Origin of the sequence: Protofrankia sp. BMG5.30, from assembly GCF_001983005.1 — a bacterium.
Taxonomy (GTDB): domain Bacteria; phylum Actinomycetota; class Actinomycetes; order Frankiales; family Frankiaceae; genus Protofrankia; species Protofrankia coriariae.
The window spans coordinates 175,007-199,209 of record NZ_MOME01000005.1; the positions used below are offsets into that span (position 1 = coordinate 175,007).

14 protein-coding genes are annotated in these 24,203 nt (G+C 70.0%); 6 read left to right on the forward strand and 8 right to left on the reverse strand.

Annotated features, from left to right (window positions below; genetic code table 11):
- Positions 1–10: 10 nt before the first annotated feature.
- From BL254_RS02520 to BL254_RS25620, 8 genes are all read right to left on the reverse strand, one after another.
- Entirely contained in the window at positions 11–2,440 is a 2,430-nt protein-coding gene (locus tag BL254_RS02520; protein WP_139342148.1) for a hypothetical protein, read from the reverse strand.
- A 53-nt stretch (positions 2,441–2,493) separates the two neighbouring features.
- A complete protein-coding gene (locus tag BL254_RS02525; RefSeq protein ID WP_047222128.1) occupies positions 2,494–3,567 on the reverse strand; it encodes a hypothetical protein in 1,074 nt (357 codons plus the stop codon).
- Between the two features lie 329 nt (positions 3,568–3,896).
- On the reverse strand, positions 3,897–5,627 hold the full coding sequence (locus tag BL254_RS02530) for a PP2C family serine/threonine-protein phosphatase (protein ID WP_076842407.1): 1,731 nt from the start codon (positions 5,625–5,627) through the stop codon (positions 3,897–3,899).
- A gap of 503 nt (positions 5,628–6,130) precedes the next feature.
- Complete coding sequence (locus BL254_RS02535) at positions 6,131–7,402, reverse strand: XRE family transcriptional regulator (protein ID WP_139342149.1); 1,272 nt, start codon at positions 7,400–7,402, stop codon at positions 6,131–6,133.
- A gap of 925 nt (positions 7,403–8,327) precedes the next feature.
- Entirely contained in the window at positions 8,328–10,028 is a 1,701-nt protein-coding gene (locus BL254_RS02540) for a metallophosphoesterase family protein (protein ID WP_076842409.1), read from the reverse strand.
- A gap of 259 nt (positions 10,029–10,287) precedes the next feature.
- Positions 10,288–12,792 carry an ATP-dependent Clp protease ATP-binding subunit gene (locus BL254_RS02545; RefSeq protein ID WP_076842461.1) on the reverse strand — a complete coding sequence of 835 codons (2,505 nt, stop codon included), beginning with the start codon at positions 12,790–12,792 and terminating at the stop codon, positions 10,288–10,290.
- Positions 12,793–13,451: 659 nt separating this feature from the next.
- Positions 13,452–14,489, reverse strand: a complete 1,038-nt coding sequence (locus BL254_RS02550; RefSeq protein ID WP_052914397.1) for a ferric iron reductase — start codon at positions 14,487–14,489, stop codon at positions 13,452–13,454.
- Positions 14,486–14,866 (reverse strand): hypothetical protein, encoded by a 381-nt coding sequence (locus BL254_RS25620; RefSeq protein ID WP_047222126.1) that lies wholly within the window; start codon positions 14,864–14,866, stop codon positions 14,486–14,488. The genes BL254_RS02550 and BL254_RS25620 overlap by 4 nt, the downstream gene beginning before the upstream one ends.
- Before the next feature lie 57 nt (positions 14,867–14,923).
- On the opposite strand from BL254_RS25620, the gene BL254_RS02560 reads away from it, so the two are divergent.
- The 6 genes from BL254_RS02560 to BL254_RS02585 all read left to right on the forward strand — a co-directional run bounded on the left by BL254_RS02560 (position 14,924) and on the right by BL254_RS02585 (position 24,045).
- On the forward strand, positions 14,924–16,831 hold the full coding sequence (locus BL254_RS02560) for a pyridoxal-dependent decarboxylase (protein ID WP_083730780.1): 1,908 nt from the start codon (positions 14,924–14,926) through the stop codon (positions 16,829–16,831).
- Positions 16,832–16,951: 120 nt separating this feature from the next.
- Positions 16,952–18,439: an ethanolamine ammonia-lyase subunit EutB gene (gene eutB / locus BL254_RS02565; RefSeq protein WP_076842410.1), complete on the forward strand. Its 1,488-nt coding sequence runs from the start codon at positions 16,952–16,954 to the stop codon at positions 18,437–18,439.
- A 984-nt stretch (positions 18,440–19,423) separates the two neighbouring features.
- Complete coding sequence (locus BL254_RS02570) at positions 19,424–20,722, forward strand: glycosyltransferase family 2 protein (RefSeq protein ID WP_047222125.1); 1,299 nt, start codon at positions 19,424–19,426, stop codon at positions 20,720–20,722.
- Positions 20,719–22,689: a galactose oxidase-like domain-containing protein gene (locus tag BL254_RS02575; protein WP_083730781.1), complete on the forward strand. Its 1,971-nt coding sequence runs from the start codon at positions 20,719–20,721 to the stop codon at positions 22,687–22,689. Before BL254_RS02570 ends, BL254_RS02575 begins: the two co-directional genes overlap by 4 nt.
- Positions 22,686–23,126: a hypothetical protein gene (locus tag BL254_RS02580; RefSeq protein ID WP_076842411.1), complete on the forward strand. Its 441-nt coding sequence runs from the start codon at positions 22,686–22,688 to the stop codon at positions 23,124–23,126. Before BL254_RS02575 ends, BL254_RS02580 begins: the two co-directional genes overlap by 4 nt.
- A 274-nt stretch (positions 23,127–23,400) precedes the next feature.
- Entirely contained in the window at positions 23,401–24,045 is a 645-nt protein-coding gene (locus BL254_RS02585) for an SCO family protein (RefSeq protein WP_083730799.1), read from the forward strand.
- Positions 24,046–24,203: the final 158 nt, after the last annotated feature.

The window sequence follows — 24,203 nt, forward strand, 5'->3', positions numbered from 1 at the left end:
GCACAGGTGATCATCTACGATCCCGACCGGTTCGAAAGCCGAGTCTCGGACGCCGTCGGGCCGTTCTGTCCAGGCCGCTGTCCCTGAGCAGGTCTGGACAGTTGCGTTGGATCCAGGTAAGCCAGGCTGCCGCCGAGGTGAGCGTGGTGAGATCCGGCTGGCTGTCGAGAAGTTCCCGGACGGCCTGCGCGGCGGCGATCTGCCCGCTGTTGAGGGTGACGGCGGCCGGTCCGCCGTCGACGTCGTCGCATATCTCGACGACGTCGAGGAGCAGCCCGAGCAGCGGCTCGACCGAATGTGGTGACCGTGGCCAGCCGGTGTGCTCGATGTATGTCACCAGTCGTAGAACAACCTGTTCGGGCAGCTGCCTGTTTCGCCGGCCGCCGAGAGTTTCTCTTCTGTGTAGTTCCGCGAATTTTTCACTGAAGGAGCTGACGTAGGCCTCGGCGGACGCCGTGGATCCCGCCACCCGTAGGTACGGCGGCCTGTGCGGTTGTACGTTGAACATCAGCAGGAGCAGATCCGCGGCGGCCCTGTGAGCAGCCTTGTGGGCGGCATCATGGGCGGTATCGTGAACGGCCCCGTGCTCGTCCGCTTCCAGCGGGTCCCCGGTGGCTCGGTCCAGCGCTCTGATCCACGCAGGGCGGTCCTTCCGCCACAGCAGCCGAGGTGCCGTGCGCAGCAGCCAGGGCARCATGTACGGCAGAAGTCCGCGGGTCGGCTCGGGGCCCGCCCAGCAGGCCAGTTGCAGCAGCGTGAGGACGTACGTGTGYCCCTGCTTGTCGTGCTCGTCGGCCATGGGGATGGTCTTGGGGCCCGGTGTGCCGTCGAGGGCATCGCGAAACGGCCGCAGGACGCCCCGTAGCGGGCTGGAGGTCTCCAGCCATCCCAGCAGGACCCGGACCGGCTTGTCCGTCGTCTCCTCGCTGGATTCGGTCAACTGCCGGATCAGCTCGAGCGGCAGCCGCGTGAACACGTTACGTGTGATCGTCGCCAGTAGCTGTTCGTCGGTGCTGGCGGTCGCGGATCCGGTGAGCAACCGGCCACTGAGGAACCGTTCCACCACGAGGGACGCCGCCGTGGTGTACCGCTGCTGCTCGGACGCCTGGAAGGGCCCCGGGATGTCGGTCAGCGGTTCGGCTCGGCGGGTCTTCTGCCGACGCCTGGGCCGGTGAAGTTCGTTCCGGGCCGCACCGGCGTCCAGCAGGGCCGCGAGTACCTGGCCCGCGAAGCCGCGGTCGTCGGCCAGGTCCAGCAGCCGGTTCAGCGTCGCGAGGTCCGCGGGGCCCGCCCACAGATGCTCCCGGCCGAGAGCGCGCACGGTGTCCGCCAGCCATCCGTCCAGTTCCTCCACGTCCGGATCCACGGCCATCCACTGTGGCCAGACAGCTCTGACCGTCTCCACGTCCTCCGTGTCCGCTGCCTGGAGCAGGAGCCGCACGGCTTCGAGCCGGAGATTCAGATCAGACTGGCTGATCTTGCCCGCCCGTAGCAGCTCGCGTACTTCTTCGGCCCGTGCCGTACCGTCGTGGATGGCCTGGGCGATATGGACTCGTGAGTCCAGCCTGCCGAGGCGGCGTATGGCGTGTTCCGGATCGTTCGTCCGGTGTGGTTCSACCGCCGAGGCGAGATGTTCGACGATCTCGCTGACCGTCCTGCCGCTTTTCTTCATGGTCGTAAGCAGGTCGAAGTAGTCGGCGCACCTGCCGTCGAGGGGCGGGGCGGGGGAGAGCGGTCTGCCCGGGGACGGCCAGTGGACGGCTGCGTGCCCTGGCCGGGGGCGGTTCGTGAACGCCAGCCTGATCCGGTGGGTGCTCCCGCCGTCCGCCCAGGTGCTGGCGACCAGTTTCGACCGCTGGCCGTAGGGGAGCAGCGCGGCCACCGCGTCGAGGAAGCGCAGCCGCAGCATCGTCCGCTCGTTGGGGCTGCCGGTCGGGCCGCCACACACCGACACCCGGTGCGCGAGCAGCAGGGCGGCGGTGGTCGCGACCAACTGGAAGCCGAACCGCTCGATGTGCTCCGCCAGTTCGTCGGGATCCAGCGGGGTGAGAGCGATCCGTAACGGTTCGTCGCCGTCGTTACGTTTAGCGATATTTGCCTTGCTGAGCGTGGAATGCAGCGTCGCATAGGACACCGGAGTTCCCGCCAGATCGGGGAAGGGCACGCAGAGGTAGCTGGTCGTCGCGATCAGCCTGCGCGCGCCGTCACGCTGGTCGGACCAGGTGCGCTCCGCGATCCCGAGCACGCTGCTCCCGCCCCGAGGCGCATAGCTCACCGTCACCCACGGCAGGGCATCGGGCAGCGCCTCCCTGATCGATCCCGATGACGGGGTGCCCGGTGTGAAGCGCYGCAGGATCTCGTCGAAGCCGGCTCGGGAGAAGAAACCGCCGCTCGACCGCAGCACGGCGTAGTCGCTGTCGCTGTCCGGCTCTTTTCCCATCAGCGCCCAACCAGCCGGAACGGTCGGGCCCGGGTCGCGCGGTGCCCGGTTCGTCATGTTCGGGGAAGGGACTGGCGGATCTGTTTCTCCAGCCACAGGAACGGCTCCAGCACGTTGATGGGCGTGACCTGGCCGCGAATACGGAGATCACCGTCCGGAGTCGTCTCGACGTTGGTGAAGTCGCGTCTCTGGAAAACGCCGGTGGCACCGATGTAGAAGCCGACGGCCGAGCTCACGAAATAGTTCACCCGCTGGGTGTGGAAGTACTGCTCGATGCTTCTCATGACGAGCAGGGAGGAGGCACCGTTCGGGCCGCTGCACAGCTTCCGGAAGAACTCACCGGCGAGGTCGTCCGGGACCGTCGGGGTCATGGCGCGGTCGTCCCCGGTCAGCACGACCCCGTAGTTGTGTGCCTTCCGGAAGACCGCCGGGTCGTCGAACTTCGTGACACAGACGGCGAGATGGTGCGGGAGCCGCCCGTCCCGCAGCCGGCCCGTCTCGTAGGACCGGCGGGCCAGTTGCTCCAGCGTCCGCTGGAAGTACTCGTAGGAATCCCGCTCGCGGAAGGGGTCGAAGAGGTAGACGATCCCGTCGCATGTCGCCAGGTGATCGAGAAGACCTTTTGTCTGGTTCTGTGGATCGGCCGTGTCGAACTTGGGCCCGGGCTCGTCAAAGATGTCCAGCTCGTCCTCGTCCTCCGCGAAGAGGGACGCCGCCGGGCCGGCCAGGTCGTTCGGCGTCCGGGTGCTCGCGAACATGTCGCCGCTGACGTCGAGCAGCTGCACCTCGAAGACTGCCTGGCCGGACGTGGCGTGGCCGGGCCTGCGCCACCATGTCCTACCGGTCCCGCCGCGGGTGGGCCGGACGAAACGCCACCGCAGTTCGTGGACGTCGTTTGCCGATGTCGCGTTCGGGAAGATCCGGTCCCGGTTCATGTGGCTGGTACTGGTACTGAGAAAGTCCGAGGCGGCGTCGTCGACGCCGGTGATGAGCCAGCCGTCGTCGTTCGACTGGTTGACGATGGCGATCTGCAGCGCGGCCAGGAAAGTGGTCTTACCGCTCTGCGGAGCGCCCCACAGGCCGATGCGTGTGGCATGCGGCGTCGGTTGTTTCTCCGTTGTCGTCATCGGGGGCGTCCACAATGGATCCGGTTCTCCACGAGCATGTCGCTGGTGCTCATGGAGACTGCTGGCGACCTGTTGTTGATAATTGGATGCTCCCGCATCATGACCACCGCAAGCCCCGCGTCTCGGCGGGATTCGGCGAGACAGCCGACCCGATTACCACCCGACCGATGACCAGATGACCATATGATCAAAAATCGAGCCCGATATCCACAGTACCGATTACCCGTTGGACACGGTCGAGTTTACCGCTGGGCCACGAATCAGGGCAGCTGCGGCAGAAGCCGGTCGGGGCGGGCAGGTCCGCGTGGACCGGRCAGGACGCGGGCCGGTCAGCGCCCGGAGGTGTCGTCGGCGACCAGGTCGGCGACGACGATGGTGGTGTCGTCGCGGGCGCCGGCGATCATGGCCGCGTCCACCAGGGCGTCCGCGGCCCGCTCCGGGCTCAGACTGCCCAGCTCCATCAACAGGCCGTCCAGCTGCTCGGGCGTCATGACCTTGGTGATCCCGTCACTGGCAAGGACGACCCGGTCGCCGGCCCGCACGGGCTCCTCCAGCAGGTCCAGCTCGACCTCCTCGTTGAGGCCGATCGCGTTGAGCAGTGGCCCGTTCTTGATGGCGTGCGGTGTGGTGAGCCGGCGCGGCCGGCCGCGGCCGGGCTGCAGCCACACGGAGCTGTCCCCCACGTGCGCGACGAAAAGGGTCCGGCCGGTGTCCTGTTGGCGGCCCAGCACGACGACGTCGAGGGTGCAGGCCATGCCGTGCCAGGAGGGCTCCTCCAGGGGCTTCTCCCGGACCGTCCGGTTGGCCCGCTCAAGCGCCCCCCGCAGTCCGTCGCGCGGGTCGGCGGCATACTGTGGGCGAAAGCTCGCCACCGTGGTCACCGCCAGGGTGGACGCGATCTGCCCGGCCGCTTCGCCGCCGACTCCGTCGGCGACCGCGAGCAGGCCGTCGACGACGACAAAGGCGTCCTCGTTGGGGCCGCCGCGCTTACCGCGCCTGGTCCGGCCGGCCGCGGCCAGCCGCAGTGGTGCCGACGTGGAGACGTCCGGTTCGTTCGCGACCAGTTGCTCGCCCCCGGGAGCGGACGGGGGGCCTGGCGGGGGGATCGGCGCGGTCGGGGGAAGCGTCCAACCGCCCCCCGCTGGCGTGCCGCGGTCGTCCCGCGGGGTGTCGGACCCGCCATCATGGGGGCCGGCCGCGCCTGGACGGTCGTCGGAGTATCTCCCGGCCTGCGTACCGGCCGAGCTTCCGGCACCGGCGCCAGGTGGGGAGCCGGGCGCGCGGTGCCCCGCGGTGCCGGCGGGCGGGTCCCCGTCCTGGGTGGGTCCACCGGCGGCGAGCTGATCAGCCGCCGGCCTGGCCCGGCCGCTCTCCGGAGCCGGGATGACCGGTGGTGGCGGGCCGACCAACGGTGGCATCCACCCGGTGGCGTCCGGGCCGCGGGACTGCTGCCGGCGGTCGCTCTCGACCCGGACGGTGGTGTCGGCGGTGGCGTTGACCAGCGGGGTCACCCGGGTGGTGGCGGCCGGGTCGACGGAGCTGTCGGGCCGGGTCCCGGAGACCGGCGTGCGGTACGGCGGTGGCGTGGGGTACGCGGTGGTCGGGGCCTCGGCGGGCGAAGCTCTGACGGATGCCGAGGGAACCGGCACGGCGGGTGGCGCCGGGGGAGCCGGTGCCGTGGGAACCGGCTCGGTGGGAGCGGCGGCGTCGCCCGGGAGCGTGGGGCCGTCGACCTGGGCGGGGGCGGCTGGTGGGCTGGTGCTGGCGCGGGGCGGCGGGCCGGCCGGGCCGCCCGGATCGGCTCCACCGGCCTGTTCCCGCGCCGCGGCCGGCCGCCGCAGCGTCGCGAGAATGCCCTGGCGTTGGCGCCGGCGCCGGCGTTGTGGCGGCCGCCGCACGGGCACCGCCGCGTCGGAGGAGGAGCGCCGCGACCGTGACCGTGACCCTGAGCCGGCGCCGGGACCGGGGCGGTCCTGGTTGCGGCTGGATAGCACGATGAAGAGGATGGCGCCGATCAGGAGCACCACGATCAGCGTGATGGGTACCACCGGACTGTCCATGGCCTCCGTCCCCCACGTGCGGGTGTTCCGATCACGCTAGCGGACGTCGACGTCGGCGTCCGCTGTACCCACTCAATGACATCCATGCAGATCAGCCGATGGATGTGTCGTGATATCGACAGCCGTGCCCGCCGTGGCCCGGTCCGTCCTGACCCATGGTGTCGAAAACGCGCCGCAACGGCCACGCCCACCTCGCCTGTGAAGCCTCGTCGCTGACGCCCTCGGCCTCGATACCTCGCGGATACCTCGCGCGGATACGCTCGCGGATACCTCGCGGTCACGGGCTTTTCGGTCACGGGCCTTTCGCCTGTGAGGCCCACTCGGCCACGCGGCCCGCGGCACCCACGGTCGCGCTGCCACGAGGTGGTGGGCATCCCGTTCCCGATGGCCGGCGGCGGGCCTGCCGCCAGCGGCACATGTGACCGGTGCCGGGACCTGGCCGACAACGGGGCTCATGACCGTCGGCCTGGTCCGGGGCCATGAGCCGAGACCATGGCCGACGGTCAGGGCCCCGCCGCGGCCGTGTTCCCGGCGCGCAGGGCGGCACGGGCACGGTCGGTGAGTGCCGTCGCGCCCGGATACCCGGCCATCTCGATCGCGTCGCACAGCGTCAGCGCGTCCACCCTGGCGTTCTCGGAGGCCGTCCGGGCGGCGAGTTCTATCACCTGATAGCCCAGGCACACGGCCTGTTCGACGTTCCCCGCGTCGACTTCGGCGACACCGAGCCACGCGCTGTGGTGCACCAGTTCCCGCGGGTAGGCGGCGGCGTCGAGCTGATYGACCGAACGACTGAGGTACTCGACGGCCGCCGCGACGTCACCGGCGCACAGCAGCGCCTTGCCGGCGTAGTAATCGATCACCGAACGGGAGCACCAGTAGATGTACTCCGGGTCCGCGGCCGGGTCGGCCCGCTCGATCTGGACCAGTGCCTCGGCGATCTCGGCGTGTACCGACCGGACGTCGCCGAGCTGGGCGTACGCGACGGCCAGACAGCCGGCGACGATGGCCCGCTCGGTGGCGGTGAGGGTGTCCGCGGCGCCCGCGCGGGCCGTGCGCAGCAGGGTGACGGCGTCGGCGGGGTCGCCGAAACGTACCGCCTGCTCCGCCATGCAACGCAGGATGTTGGCGCCGATCGCCGGCCGCCCGGCCTCATGGGCGGCGCGTAACGCGACCAGCCAGTACCGCTGGGCCGCCTGGTGCCGGCCGCTGTCGAACGCCGCCCAGCCGGCGAGCCGCGCGAGCTCCGCGGCGACGGCGTACAGCCGGCCGTGCTGCCGCTGGTTGTACGCGCCGGTCCGCAGCAGGCGGACGATCACTCGTAGTTCCGACACGGCGAGCCCGTGGACGTTCTCCCCGCCGAGCAGGTCGTCCATCCGCCGCAGCGAGTCGATGCGCTGCTCGAACTCGGTGACGAGGGTGTCGCGGACCTGCCGGCCGCCCAGCACCGCGACGGGGAGTTGGGCCGGGTCGGCGACGAGCCACTGGTGGGCGGCGGCGGTGAGCACCGCGCCGCCGAGGCCGGGGAGGTCGGAAAGGCCGGGAAGTACCCAGGGCTCCACCTGGCTGGTGGCTTCCTCCAACGCGGCGGCCAGCCCGTCCGCGGCCCACAGGCGTTGCGGGGCCCACCGCCGCGCGGGGCCGGCGGTCGCGGCGGACCTGCCGGACACGAAGCCGGTGGTAGCGGTGGCGGCGGTGGACGCCGCGTGTCGAGGCCGCCGGGACGCCCGTTCCCGGCCCGCGCATGACCACGTGGGTACACCGCTGGGTTCTCTCAACGCCCGGCCTCCTCAAGCGTCGATGCGGGGAAGCGTCTTCCTTCATCCGCCCGGACGGCCCGGCGGGTGACAATGACTGGCCCGACGGGAGCCGGCACATCAGTATTTCGTCCGGACAGAATCACCGGATGCTTGCCGCGCGTGCAGCGTACGACAGGCCCCGTGGCGGAACAAGTACTGCGGATTGCGCCGGCCGCCGGCTATCCTCTGGCCGCGCAATAAAGTCAACGGTCGATCGGGTGTTGATGCTGTTGAGGTTTGTGGTTGTTGTTTTTCGATGGCCGCCGGTGCGGCGTGGACCGCTGGCCGCCGGTTGTYCGATCGTTCGGGACGGTCCTGTCGAACTGTCCCGAACGATCGCGCCCACAGCCTTCCGAGGACTGTCCCAGAGTGTCGTGACCTGCGGGTCTCGGGTGGGGTCGCCATCATCTGACGACGGGGTGGACGGGCGGGTGGACCGGCGGTCGCATCCCGGCGATGACGATCGTCCATGACCATGGATTCGGCCAGATGGCCGATCCGTTGGTGTTACGGAGTGATTTCCGGCGGTAGGGGTAAAGCGCGCGTCCAGGGCGGCGTACGATCAGGACCGCCTCGGCGCCCAGCCGGCAGCGGTCATGAACGTACCGCGGGCACAGACCAGGAGAAATCCAGCCGGTAATTCCGGACGTGCCGGACGAAAGTGTCCGCCGGGCGATCGTTTCGTGAACGATTCACCGCGCGGACGCCGTGCGGCGCGGAGGCCGACAGCGCCCGCCATCGGGGTCCGCCATCAGCGTCCGTCATCGGGGTCCATCAATCAAGGTCCGTCATCGTCCGTCAGACGGGCATCGTGTCCCTCGGACGCGACACCGGCCCTCGGACGCGACACCGGCCCGTGGCCGGCGCGCCTGCCGCGCGTATGTCCGCGCTGGTCCCTGTCGGCCTACGGTTGCGGTGTACACACCGGCGTGAACGGGTCACCCAAGGGGGCGGGAGGGTTTCCGCCCGCGTGCCCGCGGCCGGTGTCGGTGGCCCTGTCGGTGGCCCTGCCAGCGGYCCCGCCAGTGGCTCGGCCGGTGCCGGCCGAGCAGGGCCTGACCAGCGTGAACGTGTCGAAGGGCAGGGGGGTGGAGGTCGTGTGGTCGTACACGGTCACCCGGATGCGGGTCAGACCCGCCTCCACACCCGGATCGACCTCGAAGCCCGCGAACGCGTACGGGTGCTCCGGCGCTCGCAGGGCCAGCCACGGCGCCGGCTCAAGGGCGTGGACCGAGCGGAACCGGGTGGGATCGGACTCCCGCGGCTCCACGCCGACGATCACCCGGCCGGCGGGCGGATCGAGCAGTTTGCCGGCCGACGGCGACGATGAACCCCCCGTGCCCAGGACCATGTGAACCGTCCCGTGCGAGGTGTCCACGACCTCGGTGCCGATGCCGCTGACAGCCCCGCCGCCTCGTTCCTCGCCACCGCTGCCAGCGCTGCTGCCACTGCYGCCCGCCCGCTGCCGTAGCCCGTCCGCCGCGCCATCCCCGTCGAGGTGGCTGTCGGGGCCACCCGTGGCCGAGACGGGCTGCGGGGTGAGCATCGCTGATCCTTCGACCACCCCGCGCAGCGGATGCGTCCGCTCGTAGTGGTGCTCGTGCCCGCACAGGACGAGATCGACACCGAACGCGTCGAACAGCGRCAGCCACTGCTCCCGGATACCGAGATCGGCGCCGTTGTGCTGCGCCGCGCTGGACACCGCCGTCTGGTGCATGCAGACGATGATCCAGTCGATGTCCGGGTCGGCGCGTGCCTGGCGTAGCGTGCGTTCGAGCCAGGCCCGTTGCCGCCCGCCGCTGTAACCGCGGATGTACACCGTGCCGGCGTCCTGATAGCAGATGTCGTCGTTCTGCAGGACGACGAAGCGTACGTTCGCGACGGTGAAGGCGTACCACAGGCCCAGCAGGTCCGTCAGCGGCGCCGTCAGCGGGTCGTTCGTGCCCGTTCCGTCAGGCTCCACGGTGTTGCCGGGCAGCAGGAAGCGGCTCTGGTAGGCGGCCAGGCCCAGCGGCCCGTTCCCGCGTTCGATCTCGTGGTTGCCGGCGGCGGGCATCCACGGGTGGTGCTGCGCGGAGGGACCGATCATGTTGAACCAGTCGGACCACGCCCGCGGTGGGTTGCGCCGCTGGTTCGCGTACGACAGGTCACCGACGATCAGGGTGAACAGCGAGCCGACCCGGTCGACGCCGGTCACGGCGTTCCTGGACGCCGGCGTGCCGAACGGGTCGTAGGACTCCGAGGTGCCGTGATCGCCGAAACAGGTGAAGGTGAACGGCACCCGGCCGCGTGGCGCGGTCCGCAGGGTGCCGCCGCCGGTGCGGCTGATCCGGTCGTGGATCACCTCGTAGAGGTAACGGGAGTCCGGCTCCAGCCCGGTGAGCAGAGCATGATGGTTGATCACATCCTCGCCGGTGACGGCGTCGGTGTAGACGCGGGTGACGGCGTGCACCTCGCGGTCGAGCCTGCCGGGCGTGCTGCCGAACCGCACCCGGGGGCGGCGCACCATCCGCGGCGTCGTCCATGACACGGCCATCGACACGGTCGGGTCCGGCCCGAACGTCAGATGGAGGTGTTCGACGGGCGTACCCGCACGCAGGGCCAACGGATCTCCTCACTGCCGGCCGTGACCACCTGGCCGGACCGTCGTGGACCGCTTGGGACCACTTTGGGACTATTTTGGACCGTTTACATGGACTCCAGAATGCGTTGGATGATTCGGGACGGTCCCGGACTGCGGAGGAGCGGCTTCGCGGGTGCTCCGCCACGGTGCTGGAGGGCAACCGCTTCGCCATGGCGAAGGGGCGGCCCCGCCGCAGCGGAACCGCCCCTTCGTGGCGGACCTGTCGCCCTACCGCTCGCCTCTACTCGCTGGACTTGGCCAGGTCGATCGGAGGGGCGTCGGGGACCTGGGTGGGCTTCGGTTCGCCGCGGAAGACGAACTTCGCCGCCTCGCCCTCGCCCTCGACGTCGCCGACCACGATCTCACCGGGCTTGAGCGTCCCGTACAGGATCTTCTCGGACAGGACGTCCTCGATCTCCCGCTGGATCGTCCGGCGCAGCGGCCGAGCGCCGAGCACCGGGTCGTAGCCCTTCTTGGCCAGCAGCGCCTTCGCCGCCGGGGTGAGCTCGAGCGCCATGTCCTTGTTCTTCAACTGGACGTCCACCCGGGCCAGCATGAGGTCGACGATCTGGATGATCTCGGCCTCGGACAGCTGGTGGAAGACGATGATGTCGTCGATCCGGTTGAGGAACTCGGGCCGGAAGTGCTGCTTGAGCTCGTCCTGGACCTTCGCCTTCATCCGCTCGTAGTCGATGGCGCCCTGACCGGTCGCGAACCCGATGCCCGGGCCCTTGGAGATGTCGCGGGTGCCCAGGTTCGAGGTCATGATCAGAACGGTGTTCTTGAAGTCGACCAGCCGGCCCTGGGAGTCGGTCAGCCGGCCGTCCTCCAGGATCTGCAGGAGGGTGTTGAACACGTCCGGGTGCGCCTTCTCGACCTCGTCGAACAGCACGACCGAGAACGGCTTGCGCCGGACCCGTTCGGTGAGCTGGCCGCCCTCCTCGTAGCCGACGTAGCCGGGCGGGGAGCCCACCAGCCGGGAGACGGTGTGCTTCTCCATGTACTCGGACATGTCGAGCTGGATCAGCGCGTCCTCGTCACCGAAGAGGAACTCCGCCAGCGTCTTGGACAGCTCGGTCTTACCGACACCGGACGGGCCGGCGAAGATGAACGAACCGCCGGGACGCTTCGGGTCCTTCAGACCCGCCCGGGTACGCCGGATCGCCTGGGAGACAGCCCTGATCGCCTGCTCCTGGCCGATGACGCGGCGGTGCAGCTCGTCCTCCATGCGCAGCAGCCGGGCGGTCTCCTCCTCGGTGAGCTTGAACACCGGGATGCCGGTCCAGATCGCCAGGACCTCGGCGATCTCCTCGTCGCCGACCTCGGCGACGACGTCCATGTCGCCGGCCTTCCACTCCTTCTCCCGCTTGGCCTTCTCCGCCAGCAGGGTCTTCTCCCGGTCACGCAGGGAGGCGGCCTTCTCGAAGTCCTGCGCGTCGATCGCGGACTCCTTGTCCCGGCGGACGTTGGCGATGCGCTCGTCGAACTCGCGCAGGTCCGGCGGAGCGGTCATCCGGCGGATGCGCATCCGCGAACCGGCCTCGTCGATGAGGTCGATCGCCTTGTCCGGCAGGAAGCGGTCGGAGATGTAGCGGTCGGCCAGGGACGCGGCCGCGACCAGGGCACCGTCGGTGATCGACACGCGGTGGTGCGCCTCGTAGCGGTCCCGCAGGCCCTTGAGGATCTCGATGGTGTGCGCCACCGACGGCTCCGCGACCTGGATCGGCTGGAACCGCCGCTCGAGCGCGGCGTCCTTCTCCAGGTGCTTGCGGTACTCGTCCAGGGTGGTGGCACCGATCGTCTGCAGCTCGCCGCGGGCCAGCATCGGCTTGAGGATGGACGCGGCGTCGATCGCGCCCTCGGCGGCACCCGCGCCGACGAGCGTGTGCAGCTCGTCGATGAACAGGATGATGTCGCCGCGGGTACGGATCTCCTTGAGGACCTTCTTCAGCCGCTCCTCGAAGTCACCGCGGTAGCGGGACCCGGCGACCAGCGCGCCGAGGTCGAGCGTGTACAGCTGCTTGTCCTTGAGGGTCTCGGGCACCTCGCCCTTGACGATCGCCTGGGCCAGCCCCTCGACCACGGCGGTCTTGCCGACGCCGGGCTCCCCGATCAGGACCGGGTTGTTCTTGGTCCGGCGCGACAGCACCTGCATGACGCGCTCGATCTCCTTCTCGCGCCCGATCACCGGGTCGAGCTTGGACTCGCGCGCGGCCGCGGTGAGGTTGCGGCCGAACTGGTCGAGCACGAGCGAGGTGGACGGAGTGCCCTCCGACGGCGCGCCCGCCGTCGCCGGGTCGCCCTTGCCCTGGTAGCCGGACAGCAGCTGGATGACCTGCTGGCGGACCCGGTTGAGGTCGGCGCCGAGCTTGACCAGGACCTGGGCGGCGACGCCCTCGCCCTCCCGGATCAGCCCGAGCAGGATGTGCTCGGTCCCGATGTAGTTGTGGYCGAGCTGCAGGGCCTCCCGCAGGGACAGCTCCAGCACCTTCTTGGCGCGCGGAGTGAACGGGATGTGCCCGCTCGGGGCCTGTTGCCCCTGCCCGATGATCTCCTCGACCTGTGACCGAACACCCTCGAGGGAGATGCCCAGGGACTCCAGCGCCTTGGCGGCRACACCCTCGCCCTCGTGGATCAGCCCGAGCAGGATGTGTTCGGTCCCGATGTAGTTGTGGTTGAGCATCCTGGCTTCTTCCTGTGCCAGGACGACGACCCGACGTGCCCGGTCGGTGAATCTCTCGAACATGTGCGCTCCTTCGAGCGGTGCGACCGACCACACGGCAGCCGGTATCCGCATGCTAGCTCCGCCGAGGCATGACCCCACGCATCGAACGGAAACCTACCCGCCGGCCCCGCCCTCTTCGTCGTGGACGGCGGACCGACCTGGGTGACCGGTCCACCAGCGAAGACGCCTGAAACAACGGTGGCGGACCGGAGGGGATTCCGTCCCGCTGTTCCGCCGAGAGCAGAACGAAATCTCGTGGTCACCGGGGGAGGTGTCCACCCGGCAGGGGTGAGCGGGCAGCCCCCCGGCCAAYGTTGGCCAACTCCAGCCAACCCAGCCAACCCAGCCAACGTCAGCGGGCGGTGGCTGGCGGCCACCGGGAGGTGGCCCGCCCCACGGTCCTGGCTGCCCGCTCGGATGGTCGCGAAAAGCAATCGCTATAGCGCTCCGGCGTCCAACTGCCGCGCAGGGAATGGAATATTACTCAGGGTAATCGTGCAATCGGTAAGCTATATCATTTGGTGATGCCGTACGGTCGCTGTCTCCCGACGGAATGACAGGGGCGCGCCGGTCGCACCGGGCCGACCAAAGCCGAATGATCATGTTGTCGTCCCGGGTGGACGGACCTACGTGTAACCATGTAATTACTCATGGTATCGAGGGTGCGGATCTGCCGGTGTTTATCCGACCGCCAACCCGTCATCGCCCTGCGTGTCTATCCACTCGCGCAGGCGCACCTCGCGTTCCGAATCGGGTGTGAACGGGCACGTGGTGCAGTACTGCGAGCTCATCCGGTGGGCGAGGCAGCACGAACCCCGACGCATCGCCGTCTGCCGGCGGCCGCGGTGGACGAACTCGAACCACGCCGGACGGGCCCGCATCGGCGGGCTGGCGAGAGCGAAGAAGGCGTCGGCCTCCGCCCGCCCGATGTCCGGATCCCGGGTCGTCCGCTCGGTCAGCAGGAACGTTCGGCCGCACTGCCCGGCCACCATGCCCCACAACGCGGACGGGCCCAGGCGCGCCCGCGCCCGCAGGGCCGTGACCAGCGGCTCGAAGTGCCCGACCAGAGCGGCCGCCAGCCGTTGCCGCAGGACGTCCCGGTCGGCGACCATGTCGATTGCCCGGTCGGCCGTCGGGCCGGTTGCCAGGTCGGTCGCCGCGGCGGCCCGCCGGCCGGCCAGCGGGGTGTGCCGGCGATCGTCCACCGCCGGTGGGGTCGCCGCGGACAGGGCCGGGTCGTCCGCGAGCACGGTCACACGGTCGGAATGAAAAGCCGTGACGTCGAACCACCCGCCGGGCGCGGCGTGCAGGGACATGCCAGCCGCGCACACGTCCGGTACCCGGCTGTGCAGCATGTACGCGGCAATGGCGAACCCGGCCACGCCACCGGCGTAGGCGCTGAGGAAATGGGTGGCCGCGACATCCCGGCTGTACCCGTAGGTGTCGGACATCGTCCGCAGCTCCCGGTCGAGCGCGCCGTCGGCCAGCAGGTCGGCGCAGTACAGCCACCCGGCGGCGTCACGTCCCGGACGACCGATGCGCCCCGACTGCCCGTCGAGCACCCTGGCGGCGGCTTCCAGCGTTTCCGCCAGCGGCGGGCGTGCCTGCGTCGGTACGGTTCGCGACGGCTGGCAGCCCGGTATCCGCCACAGGTGCTCCTCGGCCAGTGGCCACGGGTACTTCTCGGCCAGCGGAGCGTGCCGGTGGCAGGTCCTCACCGGGAGCGTCCGGTGAGCGCCGGCACGGCCACGACGCCGTGTCGGTACGACAGGTCCGGGATGCCGGACTTTATAATGATCATATTTTGGACGGGTGGAACCGGTTCCGACGACGGGTGGACGGTGGACGGGTGGAGGGTGAATGCCGCGGGTTCCCGACCGGGCCGGCTGACCGGCGCCGCACAGGCCCGCCGATGGTCGCCGGGGACGCCACCGAGGACACGGCTGCCGGCGGCACGGCCGTTCGCGGGGCGTCCGCTGGTGCCGCGGTGGCGCGCGGTGCCGCCGGTGCGGGCGTGGCCACGGGTGTGGTTGGGGATCGCGTCGGGGACGGGGATCGCGGTGGGTTTCGCCGGTCCGTCGTTGGAATGGCGCATGTTCTTAGGTAAGCCTAAGTTCATGCGTAGCGTCAACTCGCCGGCGGTGACAGTGGGATGTGTCGCTCCGGCGCAGTTGTGTCACAGCCACGGGACTCCCGGGCACGTGCGGCGCCCCCGGGCCGGTCACCCTGCCGGAGCTGTCCGGGCGGCACGGTGACCGTCCCGCCCGGGGGCGGTCGTCCATCCGCCGCGCGGGCCGACGCCCTGCCAGCCGATGCCGGCCAGGCCGCCGCCGCGCCGGCTGATGCGGCGCCGGCCGGCGCCAACCGGGCGGATGTCGGGTTGGCGGATGTCGGGTTGGCGGATGTCGGGTTGGCAGATGACGGGTTGGCAGGTGGGGCTGGTGGGATCGACCGGCTGCGGTCGCTGCTGGCCGTCGCGCTGGACGGGCTCGCAGCCGGGGCGGCGGCCCGCGGCGGCCCCCTGCCGGCCGGCGGCCCGGCGGATGTGGCCGGCTGGGCCCACGACGCGCTGACGGGTCGGGCCGGCCACGATCATGCCTCGCCCGCCTCCGGGGCCCAGGAGCGTCCCGCCCCGACCCCCTGGACGCTTCCCGCCGAGGGGGTCGGAGCGCCCACCGCTCTGTCCGGGCTCACCCGCATGTTCGCGCGGGGGGCGGCCGATCCGGCCGATCCGGCCTGCGCGGCCCACCTGCACTGCCCGCCGCTCGCCGTCGCCGTCGCCGCCGACCTCGTGGTCTCGGCGCTGAACCCGTCCCTGGACTCGTGGGACCAGGCGCCCGCGGCCACCGCGTTGGAGACCGAGGTCGTCGCCGCGCTCGCCGGGCTGGTCGGGTTCGATCCCGCCGTTGCCACCGGCGCGATCACCACCGGTGGCACGGCGTCCAACCTCACCGCACTGATGCTGGCCCGCGACACCCTTCGCGCGCCGGGCACGGCTCCGTCGGGCCCGCTTCCGTCGGGTACAGCTCCATCGGGTACGGCTCCATCGGGCGCGTCCGCGGCGGCCACCGGCGTGCCGGGCCGTCCGGCCGTGCGGGTGTTCTGCTCGTCCGCCGCGCACTTCTCGATCGGACGGGCCGCGGCGGTGCTCGGTCTGGATCCGGACGCGGTGGTGCCGGTCGCGACCGACGGCGCGCACCGGCTCGACCCGTCCGCTCTGGACGCCGCGGTCTCGCGCGCCCGGCGCGACGCCGACCGTGCCGGGCGCCGGTTGGCCCCGGTGGTCGTCGCGACCGCCGGCACGACCGACATGGGCGCGATCGACCCGCTGCGGGCGGTGGCCGAAGTGGCCCGCGCGCACGGCGCCTGGGTGCACGTGGACGCAGCCTACGGCGGTGGGGCGCTGCTGTCGGACCGGCTCGCCCCCCTGCTCGACGGGATCGCCGAGGCGGACTCGGTCGCCCTCGACCTGCACAAGCTGGGCTGGCAGCCGATAGCGGCCGGGGTCCTGCTCACCCGGGACGCGGGTGGCTGGGTGGCGCTGGAGGACGAGGTCGCCTACCTCAACGCGGCCGACGACACGCTGGCAGGCTATCCGAGCCTGCTCGGGCGCTCGCTGCGCACCAGTCGGCGCGCCGACGCCTTCAAGATCGCTGTGACGCTCCGGGCGCTGGGACGCCACGGGCTCGGCCGGCTGGTGGACGCCTGCCACGACCTGGCCCGCTACGCCGCCGCGCGGATCAGCGCCCATCCGCGTCTGGAGTTGGCCGCGCCGGTGACCCTGAGCACGGTCGTCTTCCGCTATCTGCCAGTAGCTGCCACCGCCGGTGGCGCTGCCGCCGGCCCCGCCGCCGGTAGCGTCGACGCCGACGGGATCAACGCCCGGTTGCGGCGACGGCTGCTGGACTCCGGCCGGGCCGTCGTGGGACGCACCGAGTTCGGAGCGGACCGTTCGGTCCACCTCAAGCTGACTCTGCTGAACCCGGCTGCCACGACGAGTGACGTCGATGCTCTGCTGAGTGCTGTGATCGAGGCCGGTGACGCTGAAGATCGGGGCTGATGTCACGCGCCGTCAGCGCTTCGGCGTACGGCAGTCGTCGTCGACCATCAGCGGTCGTGCGATGCTCCCGAAGCCGGGAGTGGTGGCCGCAACCCGGGGCCGGCATAGAGAGGGTGGACCGTGGGTTTCCATTCGGTCGTGCATGGTGAGCGGTACGTGTTCGCGGATCTGGTGGAACTGCTCGCCAGGGCGGGTGAGGAGAAATCCGGCGACCGGATGGCGGGCCTCGCGGCGTACTCGGCGGCCGAACGGCTGGCGGCCAAGCAGGCGCTCGCCGACGTCCGGTTGTCGGAGATCGTCGCGACACCGCTGATCGACGACGCCGTCACCGACCTGATCGCCGGAGTCCATGACGCGGAGTGCTTCGGCCCCCTGTCGTCCCTGACCGTCGGTGAGTTCCGCGATCTGGTACTGCGGCCGGACTTTCCCGTGCGGTGGCATTCCGGGCTGGCCGGCGGAATAACGCCGGAAGTGGCCGCGGCGGTCGCCAGAATCATGAGTGACAGGGAACTGGTCATTGCCGCGAAACCGCTGCGGACGGTCACCCGTTGCCGAAGCACCATGGGTGAGACCGGTGTGTTCGGCGTGCATGTCCGCCTGAACCATCCGTTGGACGACCTTGAGGGCATCCTGCTGCCGGCGTTGGACGGCCTGATGTCCGGCCGCGGCGACGCCGTGCTCGAGGTGGACACGTCCATGGAGTCGGCCGCGCAGGTGGAGCGGGCCCTGCGTGGGCTCGGCTCGCTCGTCAGGCAGCTCGAGGTACCGACCCAGACCTGCGTTCTCGGGCGGCTCGTCACCCAGCTCGCCGCCATGGATGCGGGTGCGCCCCTCGACCTGCTGTTCAGTCGGCTCGGGGGGACGGAAAGCGCGAACCGGGCCTTCGGGGTGGACCTGGGCCTGCTGGACGCCGGCCGGCGGGCCGTTCTCGAGCATCACCGTGACCGGGCCGGTGACTTCGTCGGCGACCAGGTGACGTATTTCGCGGTCGGGCAGGGCAGCGCGTTCCCGGTGGAGGCACATCACGGCCTGGACCAGCTCACGATTTCCGCCCGGGCATACGGGGTCGCCCGCGCCTTCGATCCTTTTCTGGTGAATTCCGTRGTCGGATTCGGCGGGATGGACCATCTGTCCGACTCTCGACAGGTCATCCGGGCCGGGCTGGAGGATCACTTTGTCGGCAAACTGCTGGGCCTGCCGATGGGCTGCGACGTCTTCTGTGCCGGGCGGGCCGACGACGGCCGGAACACCGGTGACGATCTGCTGATGCTGCTGGCCGCCGCCGGCTGCAACCACGCGGCGGGCGTACCCCCCGGCCATCCCGTGCCCAGGCAGGCGACCGGGCCCGGCCAGGTGGCCGGCCGGGGGGTGACGGGCATCGACGACGCGATCGGGGTGCGGGACCTCTTCGGGCTGCGCCCGGCCCCGGAGTTCGCCGCCTGGCTGGCCGACCGTGGCCTGGCCAGCGGGCATGGCCTGCCCGAGCCGGCCGGTTCGCCGCGGCGCGCCGGCCGGCTCGGCGCGCCGCCGGAGCGCTGGCTCGTCGATCCGGTCAAGCCGATGGCGGCGTTCCTCGAGGACGGTCTGGACTGGGCAAGGCTGTCGTAAATCCGTCATACCGTTGCGCATACCGTTGTGTATGGCGTTGTGCGTGGTGTCGTCTTCCCGCGGGTGTTCCAGGGCGGCCGAGCCCGGTGGACGTCCGGAACAGGCACGGCGAACGTCTACGAAGGGTCTGATGGCGCCTGTTGTGGCACGGTTCATAGCTTGTAATCGGTGCGTGATTATGAGAAACAAGGCCGATTACTGTCGGTAGTTTCCGCACGTCGACTAATAACCGAGAGTAGTTCCGGTGATTTTTACAGCGCGTTCGCCGCTGCTGGGAGCCATCCGATACGCACGTGTCACATCGGCGGCCGCCCCAGGTCTCGATCGTCTCCTGGTACGTTCGCTGCACACCGATCACGATTTGCGTCACCGGAGTGGATCCCGGGGGTTGTATTCCTAGTTCGTTTCGCCGTCGTCGTGCCGTGACCGAACCGACGGGCTGAAGTTCCGCGGGCCTGGCCCACCGTGTTCCGAGCCGCGGTAGTCGGCATGCTTTCCACGTGGGCCGGGCCCGCGTGACCAGTTTTCTTCCGTACCGGTGCGCACGGCGGATTCTTCCGGCCGGCGGAAAGCTCGGGTCCGGGAGAAAAACAATAATCGCGTCATTCTCGGTTCTCCGCCGTTCCGGGTGTCCCGGATCTGCCGAGCCGCCTGGACCGCCCGGAGCCGCCGAGCCGCCCGGACCAGCCGGATCGGCCTTCCGGAGATCCGGGCGGGACCCCGAGCACGAAAAAGAGCACGATCGCACGTTCTTCGGCCGCCCGGACTGCCGGCGGCCACCGAGCGGGCGGAAAAATAGGACCGCGCACTCCGCGGCCGACCGGACAGCAGCTGTCAGGAATTTGTCATGAATCTGTCAGGAATCTGTCGGAAAGAGCCGCGCCAACATTTCATACGCCGTACCGGGAACACCGGTCACGGCAACTCGTGTACGCGGTGGCCGGCCGCGGTGGCCGGCCACCGCGAACCAGGGGAGATCAGCGGATGAGTGTGCCTGACGAGCGTGTCTTCGATGCCTACCTGGCAGACCTGGTGCCACGGCCGCGAGCTTCCTCGGCGGTGCTTTCGACCACGTCCACCACATCCTTTCCCGGTTACCGGCCGGACGAGCAGATGGTCGTCTCGGTCGTGGTGCCGACCCGGAACGAGGCAGCGAACATCGAGCCGCTGCTGCGCCGCCTCGACGCCGCGCTGGCCGGCCTGCCCAGCGAGGTCATCTTCGTGGACGACTCGGACGACGACACGCCTGAGATCGCCATGGGGCTCCGCCGTTCCGTCCGGATGCGGATCCGGGTCCATCACCGGCCCGCGCCTTACCGGACGGGTGGCCTCGGGGGAGCCGTCACCGAAGGCATCCGGCTGTGCCGTGCCGACTATGCCGTCGTCCTCGACGGCGACCTCCAGCATCCGCCCGAGGTCGTTCCCGAACTGCTTGCCGCGGCCGTCAGCGGCGACGTCGACGTCGTCGTCGGCAGCCGGTACGTCACCGGGGGAAGTGCCTCGGGACTTGCCAACGGAGCGCGCCGGCTGGTGTCCTCCAGCGCGAACCTGCTGTCCCGGCTCGTCTTCCCGCTGCGGCTGCGTGGCGTCTCGGACGTGATGAGCGGCTTCTTCCTCGTTCGGGTCGCCGCTCTGGATCTGGACCGGCTCCGCCCGGACGGCTACAAGATTCTGCTCGAGCTGCTGGTGCGGACCGGCCGGCTGCGTGTCGTCGAGGTCGGCTACGTCTTCGGTGAACGGCACGCCGGCGAGTCGAACGCGTCGGTGTCGGAGGGCGTCCGGTTCGCCCGGCGGCTGTTCTCGCTGCGGGTGCCGAGGGCGGCGAGATTCGCCTTGGTGGGCGCCTCCGGAACGCTGCCCAACATTGCCGGGACCGCTCTCCTGCACCATGTCGGAATGCATTACATAGCAGCCGCCGTGCTCGCCACACAGCTCGCCATCCTCTGGAACTTCATCGGCTGCGACCTGCTGGTCTGGGAGCGCGGGAACCAGTCCAGGGCCCGTCGCTACCTGCCTTTCGCGGTGCTGAACAACCTTGACCTCGTCATCCGGCTGCCGCTGCTCGGGCTGTTCGTCGACCGGTGGCACACAAGCGTTCCGGTGGCCACGTTCGTGACGCTGGCGGTCGCTGTTTCCGTTCGTTACGTGCTGGTCGACAGGATGATCTACAGCGAGCGGCAGCGGCCGGCCCGCAGGCATTCCCGGTACGGCCGCGGCGCGGTCGCCAGCGCGATGGGAGCCGGGGCAGCGGGGAGCGGGGCGATGGGGGAGGCCGAGGCGTGACCGGATCCGAAAAACGGCGGCGGATCGGCCGGCGTCGTGCGCTCGCCGCGCTGCTCGCCACCGCCGCCGTCCAACTGGTTGCCGTCGTTGTCGTCACCCCGGAGTCAGCAAGGRCCATCACCTGCGCACCTGAGGAATGGGCCGGCGACTACTTCGCCAACCCGACACTGACGGGGGSGCCGGCCGACTCACGGTGCGACGGCAACATCGGTTTCGACTGGGGGGAGACCGGCCCGGGGATCGGCGGCATCGGTGGGGCGGGATATTCCGTCCGCTGGACCAGGAACGCCCTGTTCCAGGCAGGGGAGTATTCGTTCACGGCCACGGCCGACGACGGCATCCGGGTCTATCTCGACGACGTCCTCGTCATCGACGAGTGGCGGGACCAGGGGGCGAGCACTTTCGCGGCGACCAGGCCCGTTGCCGCCGGAACGCACAAGGTGACCGTCGAGTACTACCAGGGTGTCGGCGGCGGGCTGGTGCGCGCCAGCTACACCGGTGGTGGGGATCCCGGGCCGGTACCTCCGCCGCCACCGGGTGGCTGCACGGGCGACTGCCAGGGCTCCTGGCAGGTCCTGCCCTACGAGTCGCCGGTGCGCTCGGTGCACGCCACCGTGCTGCACACCGGGAACGTGCTGCTCGTCGCCGGCTCCGGCAACGACGGGGCCGCGGCGGCGAACAACCAGTTCGTCTCGAAAGTGTGGAACCCGTCGACCGGTGAGTTCGCCGACGTGCCCACCCAGGAGGACCTGTTCTGCGCCGGGCACACCCAGCTCCCCGACGGGCGGATTCTGCTCGCCGGCGGGACGTTGGAATACCCGACGCCGACCAGCAACTACAAGGGCCTGGCGATCAGCTACATCTTCGACCCGATGACGAACACCTATACAAAGATCGGTGACATGCCGGGCGGTGGGCACTGGTACCCCTCCCTGGTGAACCTCGGCGACGGTTCGGTGTTCGCCACCGGCGGGCTCAACGAGAACGGCTCCGGAAACGTCGCCGTCGAGATGTTCGACTCCCGGAAGAGCCAGTGGAAGCCCTTCAACGAGGTGCCGCAGACGTACTTCTACTGGGGTCTCTACCCGAACATGGTGCTGATGGCGGACGGCCGGCTCTTCTATGCCGGGACGCACACCTTCGGTAACGCGCTGCCGAACACCTCGGGGTCGGAGATCTACGACATCGCCACCGGGACGATCACAGATGTCCCGGGTCTGCGGGACATCGACTTCCGGGATCAGGGCGCGACGGTGCTGCTGCCGCCGGCGCAGGCCCAGAAGGTGGCCGACTTCGGCGGTGGGAACACCTACAGCGACCTCGACCCGACCAGCCACACGGACATCATCGACCTGCGCCAGCAGGATCCGCAGTGGACGGCAGGGCCGGACCTGCCGGCGGCCAAGATGTATGTCAGCGCCGTCATTCTTCCCGACGGGAAGGTGTTCGAGACCGGCGGGGCGAAGCACAACTATCCCGAGTACGCCGTGCACGAGGCGTCGATGTACGACCCGGTCACCAACACGTTCACGCCGATGCCGGCAGATCCGCTGGCGCGGATGTACCACTCGGAGTCCTTCCTCCTCCCGGACGGCCGGGTGGCGTCGATCGGGAACAACCCGGCGACCGGGGCATTCGACCTGGGTATCTCGGTCTACTCCCCCTGGTACATGTCGAGGCCGCGGCCGGCCATCACCGCCGCCGCCGAGCAGTTCGACCTCGGGTCGACGCAGAACCTGACCGTGAGCGGGAACATCGGCCGGGTCACGCTGATCCGTCCGGCGTCGGTGACCCATCAGTCGGACCCGAACCAGCGCAGCGTCGACCTGCCGACAACCGGCACCGGGACGAACATCAGCGTGACCGTCCCGAGTAATCCGAACATCATTCCTGCCGGTTACTACATGATGTTCGCCCAGGATACGAACGGAGTTCCATCCGTGGCGAAGTGGGTGCATGTCGGATGACCCGACGGAAAATCCTTCTCAGCGCGGTGACGGCGGTGTGTGTCACGGTCGGCCTGCTGGTCGGCCTGCTGGTCGGCCTGCGGGCGACCGGTGTCTTCGGCCCGTCGGCCGGCGACAGCGGGGGCACCCGGCCGGTCGCGGCCGAAAACACGCTCGGGGCTGGCAACCGGGATCTCAGCGGCCGGATCCAGCCGCACGGAAACGGCCGACCGTCGCCCGCGACGCTGTGGGTGGACGGCTGCGACCACAACTATGTGAAGGCTAGCGACAACATGAACGTCTGCGTCCCGAAGATCGCCCCCGGTGGTGTTCCGGTCGACTGCGAATTCCTGCGGAAATCCGGCTTCGGGGCGTTGAAGGTGACAGGAACGGACAGCAAGAACCTGGCCGGCACCGGCGGCAACGCCCCGCGTGGCACGACGGTCTGCGCCGACTAGACCCCGCCGGTTCTCCCGGATTCCCGGGATTCCTGGCGGCCAGCCGAGCCGGTCCGCCGGGAATCCCGGGCACGGAAAACCCGTCGTCACGCCGTCCGCACCCGAGGTAACGGTCGGAAACGGGACATGGACCACGGTGCCACGGGTCCGTGGCCAGTGGCACAGCCCTGCCGTTTCGATCCGGTCAGCTGTTCAGAAAGGCCAGGAACATGCCCCCCTGCGATGCACCGGTCGGGCCGACGCCGTGAGGCGGGCCCTGGGCGGAACCGCCGTCATGGCCCTGCTCTGTCTGGCCGGCAGCGCCGGCTGCGCCACGAGCGAGCCCGCACACCCGGCCGACGGCCCGCCGGTACGGCCGTCGGCGGCTGTCGCCACGGCCACCGGCGGCTGGCACGGCACCGTCCCGAAGGTCTCCCGCTCCCGGCCGTCGTTCACCCTGACGGACACCGCCGGGCACAGTTTCGACTTCGCGCGGCAGACCGCCGGCCGAGCCACCCTGCTCTTCTTCGGCTACACGAACTGCCCGGACGTCTGCCCGACGACCATGGCCGACATCGCCGCCGCCAAACGGCTGGCCAGCAGCGATGCCGGGTCGGCGCTCACGGTCGTCTTCGTGACCACGGATCCCGGGCGGGACAGCGCCGAGGCGCTCCGGCGCTGGCTCGGCCAGTTCGACTCCTCGTTCATCGGGCTCACCGGCTCGCCGGCGCAGATCGACGCCGCGCAACAGGCCGTGGGCATACCGCTCGCGCAGACGCAGCAGGCGCCCGGCGGCCAGTACGACGTGGCGCACGCGGCCCAGGTCGCCGCCTACGGCGTCGACGACGTCCAACACGTTCTTTATTTCGCCAGTTCCACGGTTGCCGACTACGCGGCCGATCTGCCGAGGTTGGTGACTGCTTCGGGAGAACGCCCGTGAGAACAGCGGGCCGCCGTGCCCGGTCCTCATGCCCGGTCCCGGGCCATTGCCACCCGGTCGATGCCGGCCGTTCGTACCGACCACTCAGGTAGGGATCAGTGAACCTCAATCAGGCGCTGGCCGCGCCACCGTCGCTTCACGCTTTCCTGACGAGGATG